This is a genomic window from Larkinella bovis, assembly GCF_042655385.1.
Lineage (GTDB): Bacteria > Bacteroidota > Bacteroidia > Cytophagales > Spirosomataceae > Larkinella > Larkinella bovis.
The window spans coordinates 369,426-384,143 of sequence record NZ_JBHSMA010000002.1 but is presented as its reverse complement, the minus strand read 5'-3'; the positions used below and the strand labels follow the sequence as shown (position 1 = coordinate 384,143).

Genomic DNA, 14,718 nt, shown 5'->3' with positions numbered 1-14,718 from the left:
CTGGATTTTCTGGATGCTGGATTTTCCGGATGCTGGATAACGGATACTGGATAGCGGATTATTTGGGGCTTTGGTGCTGGCGTTCGACGGCTGAAATGAACAGATTCAATTTTCGCCCTAAGAGCTGAATGCGATGATGTAGCGTGGTGTATAAATCCGTGTCGATTAATGACTGGGTTTCATACAAAGTTTCAAGATGGTCCAGTGTTTCGTCATTCCAGGAGAGGGCCGTCACTAAAAACTTGATAAAATCCGCTTTGTACAGTCTCCGGCTATACCCTTCCACGATGTTTGATCGAACCGTTTTGCTAGACCGTCGTATCTGCGACCCCGTTTCATACATTTCGAATTTGGGCAGTTTGGTTAACGTCATCTTATGAACATCAACCGTTATCTCACGAGCCAACTGCCATATTTCCAAATCCTTGTAACTCATTGCTGGATGGTTGTGGATGCTAGATACTTGATGCTGGATGCTTGGTACTAGCTCTGGATAGACGGCAAGGTAATACAAAACCAGGACAGTTTTACATACAAATATCCAAAACATCAAGAATCCAAGCATCAAGAACCATCCAGCATCCAACCATCAAGAATCTTCAAAATCATGATCTCCCTCACAAACATCGAAAAAGTGTACCGCACCAGCAGCATCGAGACGCTGGCGCTGAACAACATCAACCTCAACATCCGCAAAGGCGAATTTGTCTCCATTATGGGGCCGTCGGGTTGCGGTAAATCGACCCTCCTGAATATCATGGGGCTCCTCGACGCCCCTTCGAAGGGAACCGTCGAACTGGATGGGCAGCCCGTCGCATCCTACCGCGACAAGGAACTGGCGCACCTCCGCAACCAGAAGATCGGTTTTATTTTCCAGAGCTTCCACCTTATCAACGACCTGTCGGTGGTCGACAACGTCGAAATCCCGCTGCTGTACCGTTCCACCAATGGCAAGCCGCGCCAGACCTACGCCAGGGAAGCGCTGGAAAAAGTAGGGTTGAGCAACCGCATCAAGCATTTTCCGAAGCAATTGTCGGGGGGACAGAAACAACGCGTTGCCATCGCCCGGGCCATTGTCGGCAACCCCGAAATCATTCTGGCCGACGAACCGACCGGCAACCTCGACAGCGCGATGGGCAACGAAATTATGAACATTCTCCAAGGTCTCAACGATGACGGAGCCACCATCGTGATGGTTACCCACGACGAAAGCATGGCCAAACGCACCCATCGGTTAATCCGGCTTTTCGACGGAACGCAGGTTTTATAAAGCGTGAAAGAGCGAAAGAGAGAATGAGCGAAAACCCAGTCGGTTCGCAACGTACTACTCACTCATTCACTCTTTCACTCTTTCACTCATTCACTCTTTAAACATGCTAACGAACTACTTAAAAATCGCCTGGAAGGTGCTCTTGCGGCATCCGTTTTACACCTTCATCACGCTCTTCGGCATCAGCCTGACCCTGACGGTGTTGATGGTGCTGACCTCGTTTCTCGATCACCTGTTCGGAACCCATTATCCCGAAACCCGGCGCGACCGGTCGCTGTATGTCATGCAGATGGTGCAGCGTGACTCCAGCCGAACATCCCGGAATTCGGGTCCGATGAGTTTCAAGTTTCTGACGGACTACGCGAAATCATTGAAAACCGCCGAACGGGTAACAATCTGTACCTTCGTCAATAGCTCCAATGCGTACGTGGGTTCGCAGAAGATCAAGCTGAATACCAAATTTACCGATGCCGATTTCTGGGAAGTGACCGAGTTTGAGTTTCTGGAAGGAAAACCGTACAACGAACAGCATATTGCCAATGGCGATCAGGTGGTCGTGATTACCGATGACTTCAAGAAACAGTACTTTGGCAAGACCACCGAATCCGTTATTGGCAACGATGTGGAGATTGAGAACATCCATTACCGGGTTATTGGCGTCGTCAAGGGCAGCCCGATTACGCGACCCTTTACGTATGCCGACGTCTATTATCCCTATACGGCTCCCAAAAGTAATTACCAGCGATCCGACATGAGAGGGGGTTATGTGGCAATCCTGCTGGCCAAAAAACCGTCCGAATTAAAAACCGTTCAGGAGGAGTTTCAGAGTCACATCCGCCGGATCCCGTTACCGGGCGTCCAGAATGGGTTTAAGTATACGTCGTTGGAGGTGAAAAGCGAACCGTATTTGGAAAACTTCATCGGTACGTTCTTCGATGGCAATGCGGGGTTGAAAACGATTTTTTTCGGCGTCATTGCCTTCATCGCGCTTATGTTGATGGGGCTACCAGCCATCAACCTCGTAAATGTCAACGTCAGCCGGATTATGGAACGGGCTTCGGAAATCGGCATCCGGAAAGCGTTCGGAGCCCCCGTAAAAACCCTCATGTGGCAATTTATCATCGAAAATATTTTCATAACGTTCATCGGTGGCGGTATTGCACTCGTTTTGACCCTTATTATCATTCAGCTGATCAACGCCAGCGGTATGATTGCCTACGCCGATCTGACCATCAACTTTACTGTCTTCCTGGTCAGTCTGCTGGTCTGTCTTGTTTTCGGACTCCTCTCCGGTGTTGCCCCCGCCCTCCGCATGTCCAAACTCACCATTTCCGAAGCCCTCAAATCATAAAAAGTGAAAGAGCGAAAGAGTGAAAGAGCGAAAGAGTGCTCTTTCATTCTTTCGCTCTTTCACTCTTTCACCATTTACTCTTTCGCTCTTTACATCATGATCCGTCACCTCTTTAAACTCATCTGGAACAAAAAGAAGACCCACGCACTGGTGCTGGTCGAGATATGGGCTTCGTTCCTGGTCCTGTTCGGACTTACCTCGCTGATTGTCTACAACTTCCGGAATTACCGTGAACCGCTGGGGTTTGAATACCGGAATGTCTGGGCAATCAGTTTAAATAGCAACCAGGATAGTGTCGAAGTGGCCGCAAAAATTGAACGGGTTTTGCAGCGGATCAAAGCGTATTCCGACGTGGAATCGGCGTCTCGCATGAGCAACAATTTTCCGTTTGCGCAGAGCACCATGAATAATGGTATCGAATACAACAAAAAGAATGTATTAGCCGATTTTTTCTCCACCGATGAGCATTTCGCCGAAACGTTGGCCATTCCCATCGCCGAAGGACGTTGGTACCGGAGTGCCGACAGTGTCGGCAAATACACGCCGATTGTCATCAATCGAAAATTAAAGGAAGCGCTTTTTGGAGAGGTCGAAAATCCGTTGGGAAAAATTGTTGGCGACCGTTTCAAAGTAATCGGCGTGGTCAATACCTTCAAGTCAAAAGGAGAATTTATGGCGGACAAACCGGCGGTCTTTGAACTGTTGGATGCCAAAAGCCCCTGGAATGATTTGTTACTGATTCGGGTAAAACCCGGTACCGATGCGCTGTTTGAAGCCCGACTGGTGAAAGACATTACGGCGATGGTTACCGGCTGGAGCGTGGAAGTGGACTACCTCACCGACTCCCACAAAAACCAGCAAAACCTGACCCTCGTACCGATGATCATTTTCCTGATCGTATCCGGCTTTTTGCTGATTAACGTGGCCCTCGGTCTGTTCGGCGTTCTGAACCTGAGCATTGCCAAACGACGGGGCGAAATCGGGCTGCGCCGGGCGCTGGGCGCTACCGGCTCCGGTATCTCGCGGCAATTCATTGGCGAAATCTGGGTACTGGCCACCTTCGGACTGCTGATCGGTTTGCTGTTTGCCGCCCAGTTTCCGCTGCTGAACGTGTTCGACCTCGAAGCCGGTATTTACCTCACGGCCATTATGTTGTCGGTGTTGATCATCTACGGCATTGTCACGCTCTGCGCCCTGTTCCCCAGCCGCCAGGCCGCCCAGATTCAACCGGCGGTGGCCTTGCATGAGGAATAACGTCTAATGAGTTGTTACACAGAGTTGATCAGAGGACATCAGAATTACACAGAGATTTCTTTGATTAACTCTGATGTCCTTTGATCAACTCTGTGTAACAACTTTTACTATCTTCCCGGTCACATGCTTCTTATCATCGACGACGATATTGCGGTTCAGACCTCGCTCTCGCTTCTCTTGCGGAGAGACGGTTTTGTGGTGCAGACTGCCAGCAATCCGGAGCAGGCCCTGAACACCCTCGACGCCGAAGCCGCCGAGCTGATTTTACTGGATATGAATTTTTCCATCGAAACATCCGGCGAAGAAGGGATGAACCTGCTGACCACCATCCGAAACCGTTACCCCACCATTCCGGTCATTCTGATTACGGGCTGGGGAACCATCGACCTGGCCGTACAGGGCATGAAAGCCGGGGCGAAGGATTTCATCACCAAGCCGTGGCAAAATGAGTACGTGCTGCAATCCGTCCGGACGTTGATGAACCTGAACCGGCACCCGGTAGACGAAAACCCGGCCCGATCGCTCAGTCGCCGGAAACTCGATCAGCAATACCAGTTTGAACATATTGTCGGGGAAGATCCAAAATTGCTCGAAATTCTGGAAACCATTGGGCGGGTGGCCTCCACCGACGCGCCGGTTTTGATCACGGGCGAAAGCGGTACGGGCAAGGAGCTGATTGCCGAAGCCATTCACCAGAACAGCCGGCGCCGGAGCAAACCGTTCGTGAAGGTCAATCTGGGCGGTATTTCCTCGACCTTGTTCGAAAGCGAATTGTTTGGCCACCTGCGGGGCGCCTTCACCGATGCCAAGTCCGACCGCGTCGGGCGGTTTGAGCTGGCCAACAAAGGCACCATTTTTCTGGACGAAATCGGCGATCTGGATCTGGCAAGTCAGGTGAAACTGCTGCGGGTGTTGCAGGACCGCACGTTCGAGCCACTGGGTAGCAGCCGGAGCAAAACCGTCGATGTGCGGGTGATCTGCGCCACCAACCGCAACCTGGAGGAAATGGTGGCCCGGGGTACTTTCCGCGAGGATTTGTTTTACCGGATCAACCTGATTACCGTCAGGCTCCCGGCCCTGCGCGAACGTCCCGACGATATTCCGCCCCTGATTACGTATTTTGTCAACAACCTCAAAACCATTTACCAGCGGCCCAACCTCAACATCCATCCAGCCGCACTGCAATGGGCCCGCAACCTGACGTTACCGGGTAATATCCGCCAATTGAAAAACATCGTCGAACGCACGGTTTTACTATCGTCTACCAATGAACTCGGCATTACGGATTTTCAGGGGCAAATTACCCCTGGTCCTCAGCCCCAGTCCGCGCGTTCGCTGCCGGAAGTGGGCACAATTACCCTGGATGAGCTGGAATACCAGATGATTCGGCGGGCCATGGAGCTTTACAACAATAAAGTCTCGAAAGTGGCCCGGGCGCTGGGCATCACGCGGTTTGCGCTCTACCGGCGGCTGGAAAAATATGGAATACCGTATACCACCGATTCATGAAGCTCTCCCTGCGCACGAAATACCTGCTCTACATCATCGCGGTTCACGCGGCCTTGGTCTTTCTGATTTTCAAATGGCTTCAGGAAAACAAACTGTTGTTCATCATTTCGGAAGTGCTGGTACTGATTTCCGTTGGCGTGGCGATTCAGATTTACCGCGCTTTCGGCCAACCTTCTCAGTTTATTTCGTCGGGTATTGAAGCGATTAAGGACCAGGATTTCACGATCAAGTTTGTAGAAACCGGTAACCGGGAAGTTGACGGGTTGATTGAGGTATACAACCTGATGATTGATCAGTTGCGTCAGGAACGCACCAAACAAATGGAACAGCAGTTTTTTCTGGAAAAGCTCATCGAAGCCTCGCCCATCGCTACGCTGATTTTTGACTTCGACGGGCGGATTGCGTCGGCGAACCCCAAAGCAACGGTTTTGCTGCAACAACCGGATAGTCAGCTAAAAGGCCACGCGCTGGCCGAAATCGACCATCCGTTGCTCAACCAGCTGACCGAGTCCGGTGATTTTGAAACCAAGACCATCAAGGGCTCCGGTGTTGAAACCTACCGCGTGCAGCGTTCGCACTTCATGGACCGGGGCTTCCGGCGCGATTTCATGCTGATCGAAGAATTGACCAGCGAGATTCTGGAATCCGAAAAAAAGGCGTACAGCAAAGTGATCCGGATGATGGCGCACGAAGTGAACAACTCCATCGGTGCCATCAACTCCATTTTGAACGTCACCAAATCGTTCGTCGCAACGCCCGAACAGGAAGACGTGACCCACGCGCTCCAGGTAGCCATCGAGCGCAACGACCGGCTGAATCTGTTCATGCGCCGGTTCGCCGATGTGGTTCGGTTGCCGCCCCCACAGAAAAACCGTACCGATCTGGTCGAAGTCATCCGGAATGTCGGATTGCTGATGCAGCCACAGGCCGAAGCGAAGGGCGTTGGTTTTCGGCTTGACTTCCAAACCGATGCGGTTTTTCTGCCGGTGGATGTGGTACAGGTAGAACAGGTGCTGGTCAATGTGATCAAAAATGCCATTGAAGCCTGTACTGCGGGCCAAACCGTGGAAGTTGTCCTGAAAAACAACCAATTACTCGTTCGGGATAACGGCAAACCCATCAGCCCGGACCTGGAAACCAACCTGTTCAATCCGTTCTTCAGTACCAAACCCGACGGTCAGGGCATCGGCCTAACCCTCACCCGCGACATTCTCCTCAATCACGGCTTTCCGTTTTCTCTCAAAACCAATCCCGACGGCTGGACGGAGTTTACCATTTCGTGGTAAGGTGAATAGCGAGACAAACTGGTTAACGCTACTCAAGACTACTGACTACTCAACAGACGTTTTCCTGCTGAGTAGTCAGTTTGAAGAACATTACCGGTTCTGGTCGTTGACATAGTTCCGGCGGAAACTTTCCACTTCGTCGTTCGTAAAACCGTAGAGCCCCTGGATTCGGGCGACGGCTTCCGACAGCTTCGACAGTTCCTCACCCGGATTGGTAATAAAGCGATAGACCGAAGCTGACCGATCATACGGGGCATTCAGCAAGGTCAGGATTTCGTCGATCTGGGCATCCGTAATTTTCTTATTCCCCGCGTCGATCATCCGCCAGCCGTGCAGAAAACCGGCGGCTTCACTAATCCAGTGCATTCCCTTCGCCCGCTGTTCATCATTCAGGTTTGGCCTATTGAGCAGGACAACGGCTTCGTGAATGGCGTGAATCACCGTGGCTGCGGTCGTTTTTTCCCAGTTTAATTTAAGGGTTGCCAGGGCTTCGTCCCGGTACGCATTATAATCCTCCCCTGCTTTCAGGGCGGTTTGCAGCGTGATAAAGGCCTGTCGGGTCTGACTATACAGGCCCGTACCGGTTCCGTCGTCGCGCTGGGCCGCATAAGCCGCCATCAGCCGGTCCGCATTCGGATAGAAGGTCGTGTTGTCGCTGTTATAAAAGGCCGGATTTGCCCCGTAGAGAAACAGAATCTGGTCGACCGTTGCGGGCCGGAACATGCCAGTGGTCAGGGACATCGCGTAATGGTACAAAGCCGCTGCGTACAGGCCTTTATCGATCACCTGCCCCACTTCCAGCCCGTATTCATCGAATAGATGACCACTGTAAACGCCCCCTTCCCATCCCCGGTCGTACGGGCTGAACAAACCGCCACTGGCTTTCGATAATTCCGCAAAAAAACCGTTATTCTGCGACTGCAACCGGCTGATGAAATACGGTGTTGTCACCGACCGCAGACTGAACGTTCCCTGCGTAAAAGCCGCATTGAGAGATTCTTCGGACACATACGTGCCCTTCTGGTTTCCCTTCTGCAATTCCCGGCGCAGCACCATGAACTGATCGATCAGGGGAACGAGCGATTGCGTGTTGAACGTAAAACCCAGGCTGTCGTACACCAGTGGAACATAAAGCGAAGGTTTCAATTTGTCGTCACGTTCCTGCTTGCAGGAAGCCAGGGCGAAAATTAGTCCTGCCGCAAGCAGAAAAGCCATTCGCCGGATTCGATACGGTTTATACATAGAATCGTTACCAAACTGTTTTGGGGCCAGCAACCGCCGACCGACAGACCATGAAGGGGTAAAAATACACGTCGTCCGGCACACTTGGGGACCAGAGGCTAATTTTCAACGGACTGGCGTTGGTCCCCGGTTTTGGCGGCTGGCCCCTTGATTAGTACGCGCAAAAATCCGATGTATTGTCCACAAAAAAAAGCAGCGTCAAAGACCCTGCTTTTTCCATCCTACTCACTATAGCTTTTACTGTACTATCTGGATTCCGGTCAGGTTTGCGTGGTTTCGAAACCGATGGAAGACACCAACCCTTAACAGGATGTTCAACGGCATAGCTGTTTTAGTTGGTTACATTCGTTTCACCCTCGTGCGTCGGTTAGCTACGGCACAAATTAATTAGAATGCTTCTAAATAAACAATGCCTAGCCCAATTATTTTAAGATGCTGCATTTTCTGGCTTTGCAACCCGAATCGGATAAAAAGACAAAAGCCGCCCATTACTGAGCGGCTTTTATTCGTTATACGAACGAACGGTAGCTTATCTTGCAGAATCAGCAGCAGCGCTGTCCGAAGCCATCGTTGTGTCTGATGCAAATGAAGAATCCGTTACAGCCGTTGAATCGGTCGTTGAAGTCGTGTCTTCAGCTTTTTTAGACTGGCAAGCAGCTGCCAAAGAAACCATCGTTGCAACGAACAATACAGATTTTACAATACGTTTCATGAGAGTAGTCAGTTTATGTTAATAGATCTCACCCTTAATACGCAGAGGGGCCATTAGGTAACCCACGTTTTTTGAAAAAAATAAAAAAAATTTTTTGGGTTACATTTGACCCGAAATTGTATTAAGTATGCAAGAAACCAATGACAAACTCGAACCGGTTTCATTTATCTGACGACCAATTGCTTGCGGGCTTGGCCAACGGTTCGGATACGGTATTGGAAGAACTGTACCGGCGGTATTTTCCGATGGTACTGCACTTGATTCTGAACAATAGCGGCACGGAAGATGACGCCAAGGACATTTACCAGGAAACCCTGATTGTGCTGTACGAGAAACTGACGGCGAATTCGCTGGATTTGCATTGTCAGCTAAAAACGTATATCTATTCGGTCAGTCGACGGCTCTGGCTCAAGCAGTTGTCGACCCGAAACCGGACCGGTGCATTGCTCAGAGATACCGAAGACGCGGCCGACGTGAGCGAGGATCTGATCGATCACGAAGTCCGCGACCGCCAGTTCGACCTCATGGCCGATTCGCTCGACCGCCTGGGAGAACCCTGCCGGACTTTGCTGGAGGATTTTTACATCCGCCATCTGTCGATGCAGGCTATTACCGAAAAGTTTGGCTATACGAACGCCGATAACGCCAAGACGCAGAAATACAAATGCCTGATGCGGCTGAAACGGTTGTTCTTTTCCGTGTTTAAAGAAGAGTAATTCCATGATTGATCCCCACCAATTCACCGATTGGGTTGACAAATGGCTCCGCAACGAGCTGACGGAAACCGAACGGGTGGAATTTGAAGCCCTCCGCCGGTCGGACCCGGTTCTGGCGCAACGAGCCCGCGAACAACAGCAGTTGGCGCAGGCCATGCAGCACTATGGGCAACGGTCGGACTTTCGCCAACGCCTGAACCGGATTCACGCGAATCTGGATATGGACGCTATCCGGGAGGAAGCGAACCAGGAACCAAACGTGCGTCCGCTGCGCCACAACACCGGAACGATCCGGCAATTGTGGCAAACCTACCGCCCGATTCTGGCAGTGGCCGCCACCGTCGCCCTCATCACGACCTTCGGTACGCTGATGCTGATCCGGCAGTACCAGTCGAGCCACAAGCAGCAGGAACAATACAGCATGATGCGCCGGGATTTGCAGGCCATCCGCCGGTCGCAGAACGCCATTCTGCAGGACCTGAACGCCCGCGAACGGGCGTTGCAAATCAACCCCGGTCAGGTGGCCGGTTCCGGTTTTCTGCTGTCGCCGGATGGGTATCTGGTGACCAATACGCACATCATCCAGGATGCCGATTCGGTCTATATCCAGAGTACCAAAGGAGAGATTTACAAAGCGAAGGTCGTGTACGCCGACCGGAAATACGATCTGGCGATTTTGCAGGTACACGAAGACAGTTCGTTTCGGGTTAAAACCGCCCTCCCCTACGGTTTCGAAGCCGGTCCGTCGGACCTCGGCGAACGCGTTTTTACGCTCGGTTTTCCCCGGGAAGAAATTGTGTACGGCGAAGGATACCTGAGTTCCAAAACCGGCTACCGGGGCGATTCAACGGCTTATCAGGTGGCCATCAGTGTCAATCCCGGGAACTCCGGCGGGCCGCTGCTCGACGAAAAGGGAAACGTCATCGGAATCATCAGCGGCAAGCAAACCTCCACGGAAGGCGCTACCTTCGCGATCAAAACCGATTACCTGTTCCGGGCAATTTCTGCCATTCCGACGGATTCACTCAAGAACAATTCGATCCGGATGAGTCGCAAAAACGGTCTGGCCAAACTATCCCGCAAGGATCAGATCAAGAAGATTCAGGAGAATGTGTACATCGTGAAAGTCTTCAAGCACGAGAAATAATTTTCCGTCTACCGATGGACCGAAAGCCGATCCCGAAAGGGTCGGCTTTTTTAATTGGGTTTTACCAAGTTAAATTTAAGCGTTACCTTGTCCCGGCAATTTACCCGTTGCTCCATTGACCAAACGAACTCTTTACTATGCAGTCAGGCGTAAGCACCTCAAAGCCAGCGGCTTTTACCGAAAAAAAATACCTCATCACGCTCGTATTCGTCACCTCGCTATTCATGTTCTGGGGCATCGCCATCACGATGGGCGACGTCCTGAACAAACACTTTCAACACGTTCTGAGCCTGACCAAAACCCAGTCGGCCTTTGTCCAGTTTGCGATCTTTGGTGCCTATTTTGTCATGGGCATACCGGCCGGTCTGTTCATGAAGCGGTTTGGCTATAAGTCCGGCGTTCTGCTCGGTCTGGGCCTTTTTGCCACCGGATCGTTTCTGTTCGTACCGGCAGCCAGTGCGGCATCCTTTCCGTATTTCGGGCTGGCCCTGTTCATTCTGGGATGCGGCCTTTCCACGCTCGAAACCGTGGCGCACCCGTTTGTGGCCTCCCTCGGCGACCAGCGAACCAGCGACCAGCGGATCAACTTTGCCCAGGCCTTCAACGCACTCGGTGCCATCATGGGACCAGCCATCGGCTCCTACTTTCTGTTGCGGAACAATACCGAAGGCAGCACGGATCTGACCTCGGTTAAAATGCTGTACATTGCCATTGGGAGTGTTATTGCCGGTATTGCCATCCTGTTTTCGTTCGTAAAAGTTCCCACGCTAACCGATCCGCACGCGTCGTCCAGCGTCGACCCGGATGCCGTGAATGTCGACCATGAACCGGGCAAAAGCCTTTTCCAGCACCGGCATTTTGTCTGGGCGGTGATTGCGCAGTTTTTCAACGTGGCCGCGCAGGGCGGAACCTGGGCGTTTTTCATCAACTACGGGCACGAAAAAATGGGCTTTTCCGACGCGACCGCCGGGAATTACATGGTCTTGTTTATGGCCCTAATGCTGGCCGGGCGGTTTGTCGGTACATTCCTGATGCGGTTTATTGCCCCGCATTCCCTGCTGGCCATTTTTGCCGCCTGCAATATTCTCATGTGCCTGATTGTAGCCCAAAGCCTGGGTTGGCCCTCGTTCATCGCCTTGCTGATGCTCAATTTCTTTTTCAGCATCATGTTCCCGACCATTTTCAGCCTTGGCCTGAAAAACCTGGGTTCGCACACGCAGCAGGCGGCTTCGTTTATTTCGATGGGTGTTTGCGGAGGGGCCTTTTTCCCGTTTGCGATGGGGGCCGTGGCCGATTATGACGTGGCCACGGCCTACTACCTGCCCATTATCTGTTACGCCGTCATTTTCCTCTTCGGAGCGAAGTTCTACAAAGTTTATTAATCGCCCACCGGTCCGTGGGTAGGCAGAAGGCCAGCTTGAAGCTGGCCTTCTGCTATTTGTGGCCCATTAAAACCGGCCGATTATTTGCTTGCTAAACAAACTATAGACTACACCTTTTAGCTCATGAAAAGCCTTTATCGCCTGATCATTCTCTTTCTGCTGCTGAATAGCCCGGTTTTGGCCCAGAAAATCACCATGCGGGAGTTGATAGACCTGACGTGCTTAAAAACCGCCGAGTTCGATTCCTGTATGTTCCGGAAAGGACTTATCTTTAAACAACGCTCCGAAAGTGTCGCGAATCCGGCCGGCATCTACGCCTATCCCCTCTTTCCGAACGTACCCGATTTAAGCCAGTCAGCCGTCCTGATTCAGTACATTTGCAATCGCCACCTGGGATTGCTGAATTTTCAGCAACCGTCGAAAACCGTCCAGATGGCTTTGCGCCAAGAACTGGTTGCGATGGGATTCAAACCGGCGGAAACCGTGGCCGGGTCGGAGTTTACGGAGCGGCAGATTTTTTACAAGGACAACATTGTCGTCAGTTTCAAACCCGCCGACGCCGGAAATGGCATCGCCGGTCACTATGCCGGGTACAGCATCTCGATTCATCACGAACGTCGGCTGTAAATTCAAAACCGGATCGCTCAGTTCATTGAACTAATGTATATACAAAAAATGTTTATACATTAAATGACCGAACTTAGCTAATACGCTATGAAACGCAGTCGATTTATCAAGACGATTTTAACAGGAACACTGACTATGAACACCTTACCAGACTTCAAACGATTTACGGATAGCCTGAATGAGCAGGGAACCCTGATGCCAGTTCTGTTTATCGGCCACGGTTCGCCCATGAATGGCATCCAGGATAATGAGTTTAGCCAACGCTGGAAAAGCATGGCGCAGGAAATTCCGACGCCGACCGCCGTGCTGGTGATTTCGGCGCACTGGTTTACCAAAGGCACGAAAATTACGGCGATGGATTTCCCGGAAACCATTCACGATTTCGGCGGATTTCCGCGGGCGTTGTTCGAAGTGCAGTATCCGGCCCCCGGCAATCCGGCGTTAGCGAAAGAAACCGCCAGCCTGCTCCATTCGACCCAGGTCGAGCTGGCGCACGACTGGGGGCTCGACCACGGCACCTGGACGGTGGTTCGGCATATGTACCCGGACGCCAACATTCCGGTTTTGCAACTCAGCATTGACTACACCAAAGGACCACAATACCATTTTGAGCTGGCCCGGGAGCTGTATGAACTCCGAAAAAAAGGCGTGCTGATTATCGGCAGCGGCAACATGGTGCATAACCTGCGGATGGTAGCCTGGGACAAAATGGACGTACCGAATTACGGCTACGACTGGGCCGTCTCCATGAATGATACCTTCAAGACCCTGATCAGCGACGGCGATTTCCAACCACTGATCCATTACAGCAGCCTGGGGCGCGAAGCGCAACTGGCCATTCCGACGCCGGAACACTATTTGCCCTTGCTCTACAACCTGGGTCTGAAAGGCAGCAAAGATCCGGTTTCGTTCTTCAATGATCGGGCGGTGGCTGGTTCACTCACCATGACGTCGGTCAAGATCGGTGCCTGACCGGTGGTACTGGTTTCTATTAGGATCGTGGGTAGACCGGAAGGCTGGTAAACTCCTCCCGAAACCTCAAAATCAAACCGGGTGTCCGGCCGTTTGCCAGCAGGCTGCGCGGGGCACCCGGTTTTGTTAGCCAGCGGGTAGGCTTCGACCGGCACTTTTGCCGCGCTGGTACTGCGACGGATTAAGGCCGGTATACTTTTTAAACGCAATCGAAAAATGCTGGGAATGTTCGTAGCCCAGCCGATCCGCTACTTCATCGACCGACATTGCCCCGTTGCGGAGCAGTTGCCCGGCATATTCCATCCGCCGTTTACGGAGGTAGTTAAAAATCGTGATGTTGAACAACGCCTTGAATCCTTTCTTCAACTTGAACTCATTCAGCAGACAATAGCGGCTTAGCTGGGCCAGCGAGTGCTCGCCCAGGAAGTTTGCATCCAGATAGGTTTTCAACTGGTGCAGTTTGTCCACCTCATCCGCCGGAATTGTTTCGCAGCAAGTCGCCGGCGTTTTGAACTGTTCGATCTCAAAGGCGATCAGCTCCAGTATGCGTGACTGAAGCAGAAGATTCCGCAGCGGTCCGGTTGCCTTGTTGTTTCGTATATCGTCAATCAGGTAACGCATCGGGGGCGTCACCATCCCAACGCCCTGAAAACCGGCAAAAGGTCGGTCGTGTTCCAGATCGGTCAGAATCTGTTCGCTCCAGGCGTCGTCCTGCCCAATCGAGGCCGCGAAAAAGTTTTTATCCAGGGTCACCAGCAACGTCGACAGCGACTGCCCTCCCGGCATCCAATTGGTATGGCCGCTCTCGGGTGTATAAATCAGGTTGTGCGTTCCAGCCCGCATGTTCAGGCAATTCTTCAATCCCCGAAACTGCGAATCAACACATCCGCCCAGCATAAAATTGATGGCGATACAGTCCGACGGCACCGTTTCGTGCAGGATGATATCCTTCGGGGCCTCCCATTGCATGTCAATGATTTGCATATGGGCGAAGTCCGAATTCCGGACCTGGATCAAACCGGCTTCGGGATGCCGGAAACGGAGCAGGCCAGGGTCGGTGGTGCCACCCGTGGAGGGGTTCAGGACCTGCGACCGGGCGATGATTTCACCGTCGAGCAAATCCGCCGTATTTAAAACCGTAGCGGCCATGCGAAATCTTTGGGTTGGATGACCCAAAAGTAAGCCCGCTCCGGGTCCGGCAAATCCGGTTCTCCTACCAACTGATCGATGAACGGGGTCAAGCGGTAGTT

At 52.1% G+C, this 14,718-nt stretch carries 14 protein-coding genes; 10 read left to right on the top strand and 4 right to left on the bottom strand.

The features are described from left to right. Positions 1 to 58 precede the first annotated feature (58 nt). Complete coding sequence (locus ACFPMF_RS08765; protein ID WP_379843271.1) at positions 59 to 436, bottom strand: four helix bundle protein; 378 nt, start codon at positions 434 to 436, stop codon at positions 59 to 61. A gap of 171 nt (positions 437 to 607) precedes the next feature. Here ACFPMF_RS08765 and ACFPMF_RS08760 point away from each other — a divergent pair, with 171 nt between their 5' ends. From ACFPMF_RS08760 to ACFPMF_RS08740, 5 genes are all read left to right on the top strand, one after another. Continuing rightward, a complete protein-coding gene (locus ACFPMF_RS08760; RefSeq protein WP_379843268.1) occupies positions 608 to 1,270 on the top strand; it encodes an ABC transporter ATP-binding protein in 663 nt (220 codons plus the stop codon). Positions 1,271 to 1,373: 103 nt separating this feature from the next. Beyond that, on the top strand, positions 1,374 to 2,621 hold the full coding sequence (locus ACFPMF_RS08755; protein ID WP_379843266.1) for an ABC transporter permease: 1,248 nt from the start codon (positions 1,374 to 1,376) through the stop codon (positions 2,619 to 2,621). Between the two features lie 96 nt (positions 2,622 to 2,717). After that, entirely contained in the window at positions 2,718 to 3,875 is a 1,158-nt protein-coding gene (locus tag ACFPMF_RS08750; RefSeq protein WP_379843263.1) for an ABC transporter permease, read from the top strand. Positions 3,876 to 3,998: 123 nt separating this feature from the next. Next, positions 3,999 to 5,384, top strand: a complete 1,386-nt coding sequence (locus ACFPMF_RS08745) for a sigma-54-dependent transcriptional regulator (protein WP_379843261.1) — start codon at positions 3,999 to 4,001, stop codon at positions 5,382 to 5,384. After that, positions 5,381 to 6,670: a sensor histidine kinase gene (locus tag ACFPMF_RS08740; protein WP_379843258.1), complete on the top strand. Its 1,290-nt coding sequence runs from the start codon at positions 5,381 to 5,383 to the stop codon at positions 6,668 to 6,670. The genes ACFPMF_RS08745 and ACFPMF_RS08740 overlap by 4 nt, the downstream gene beginning before the upstream one ends. A 90-nt stretch (positions 6,671 to 6,760) precedes the next feature. Here ACFPMF_RS08740 and ACFPMF_RS08735 read toward each other — a convergent pair whose 3' ends face one another. Together ACFPMF_RS08735 and ACFPMF_RS08730 are read right to left on the bottom strand one after the other, a co-directional pair. After that, positions 6,761 to 7,885: a hypothetical protein gene (locus tag ACFPMF_RS08735; RefSeq protein WP_379843256.1), complete on the bottom strand. Its 1,125-nt coding sequence runs from the start codon at positions 7,883 to 7,885 to the stop codon at positions 6,761 to 6,763. A 556-nt stretch (positions 7,886 to 8,441) separates the two neighbouring features. After that, positions 8,442 to 8,624, bottom strand: coding sequence for a hypothetical protein (locus ACFPMF_RS08730; RefSeq protein ID WP_379843253.1), 183 nt, complete (start codon positions 8,622 to 8,624; stop codon positions 8,442 to 8,444). A gap of 140 nt (positions 8,625 to 8,764) precedes the next feature. Between ACFPMF_RS08730 and ACFPMF_RS08725 the strand changes: the two genes are divergently transcribed. The 5 genes from ACFPMF_RS08725 (at position 8,765) to ygiD (ending at position 13,468) form a co-directional block, all read left to right on the top strand. Further along, positions 8,765 to 9,340 carry an RNA polymerase sigma factor gene (locus ACFPMF_RS08725; RefSeq protein WP_379843250.1) on the top strand — a complete coding sequence of 192 codons (576 nt, stop codon included), beginning with the start codon at positions 8,765 to 8,767 and terminating at the stop codon, positions 9,338 to 9,340. A gap of 4 nt (positions 9,341 to 9,344) precedes the next feature. Beyond that, complete coding sequence (locus ACFPMF_RS08720; protein ID WP_379843248.1) at positions 9,345 to 10,487, top strand: trypsin-like peptidase domain-containing protein; 1,143 nt, start codon at positions 9,345 to 9,347, stop codon at positions 10,485 to 10,487. Positions 10,488 to 10,624: 137 nt separating this feature from the next. Next, positions 10,625 to 11,869 carry an L-fucose:H+ symporter permease gene (gene fucP / locus ACFPMF_RS08715; protein WP_379843246.1) on the top strand — a complete coding sequence of 415 codons (1,245 nt, stop codon included), beginning with the start codon at positions 10,625 to 10,627 and terminating at the stop codon, positions 11,867 to 11,869. Between the two features lie 123 nt (positions 11,870 to 11,992). Then, positions 11,993 to 12,496 (top strand): hypothetical protein, encoded by a 504-nt coding sequence (locus tag ACFPMF_RS08710; RefSeq protein WP_379843243.1) that lies wholly within the window; start codon positions 11,993 to 11,995, stop codon positions 12,494 to 12,496. 135 nt (positions 12,497 to 12,631) lie between these two features. Then, positions 12,632 to 13,468, top strand: coding sequence for a 4,5-DOPA-extradiol-dioxygenase (gene ygiD, locus ACFPMF_RS08705; RefSeq protein WP_379844562.1), 837 nt, complete (start codon positions 12,632 to 12,634; stop codon positions 13,466 to 13,468). A gap of 126 nt (positions 13,469 to 13,594) precedes the next feature. On the opposite strand, the gene ACFPMF_RS08700 is transcribed toward ygiD, so the two are convergent. Beyond that, positions 13,595 to 14,617: a helix-turn-helix transcriptional regulator gene (locus ACFPMF_RS08700; RefSeq protein ID WP_379843240.1), complete on the bottom strand. Its 1,023-nt coding sequence runs from the start codon at positions 14,615 to 14,617 to the stop codon at positions 13,595 to 13,597. Between the last annotated feature and the right edge of the window lie 101 nt (positions 14,618 to 14,718).

Excerpts from the sequence above, each read along its gene's own strand:
- ACFPMF_RS08765 (WP_379843271.1), bottom strand. The coding sequence starts at position 436 with ATGAGTTACAAGGATTTGGAAATATGGCAGTTGGCTCGTGAGATAACG.
- ACFPMF_RS08760 (WP_379843268.1), top strand. The coding sequence starts at position 608 with ATGATCTCCCTCACAAACATCGAAAAAGTGTACCGCACCAGCAGCATC.
- ACFPMF_RS08755 (WP_379843266.1), top strand. The coding sequence starts at position 1,374 with ATGCTAACGAACTACTTAAAAATCGCCTGGAAGGTGCTCTTGCGGCAT.
- ACFPMF_RS08750 (WP_379843263.1), top strand. The coding sequence starts at position 2,718 with ATGATCCGTCACCTCTTTAAACTCATCTGGAACAAAAAGAAGACCCAC.
- ACFPMF_RS08745 (WP_379843261.1), top strand. The coding sequence starts at position 3,999 with ATGCTTCTTATCATCGACGACGATATTGCGGTTCAGACCTCGCTCTCG.
- ACFPMF_RS08740 (WP_379843258.1), top strand. The coding sequence starts at position 5,381 with ATGAAGCTCTCCCTGCGCACGAAATACCTGCTCTACATCATCGCGGTT.
- ACFPMF_RS08735 (WP_379843256.1), bottom strand. The coding sequence starts at position 7,885 with ATGGCTTTTCTGCTTGCGGCAGGACTAATTTTCGCCCTGGCTTCCTGC.
- ACFPMF_RS08730 (WP_379843253.1), bottom strand. The coding sequence starts at position 8,624 with ATGAAACGTATTGTAAAATCTGTATTGTTCGTTGCAACGATGGTTTCT.
- ACFPMF_RS08725 (WP_379843250.1), top strand. The coding sequence starts at position 8,765 with ATGACAAACTCGAACCGGTTTCATTTATCTGACGACCAATTGCTTGCG.
- ACFPMF_RS08720 (WP_379843248.1), top strand. The coding sequence starts at position 9,345 with ATGATTGATCCCCACCAATTCACCGATTGGGTTGACAAATGGCTCCGC.
- fucP (WP_379843246.1), top strand. The coding sequence starts at position 10,625 with ATGCAGTCAGGCGTAAGCACCTCAAAGCCAGCGGCTTTTACCGAAAAA.
- ACFPMF_RS08710 (WP_379843243.1), top strand. The coding sequence starts at position 11,993 with ATGAAAAGCCTTTATCGCCTGATCATTCTCTTTCTGCTGCTGAATAGC.
- ygiD (WP_379844562.1), top strand. The coding sequence starts at position 12,632 with ATGAACACCTTACCAGACTTCAAACGATTTACGGATAGCCTGAATGAG.
- ACFPMF_RS08700 (WP_379843240.1), bottom strand. The coding sequence starts at position 14,617 with ATGGCCGCTACGGTTTTAAATACGGCGGATTTGCTCGACGGTGAAATC.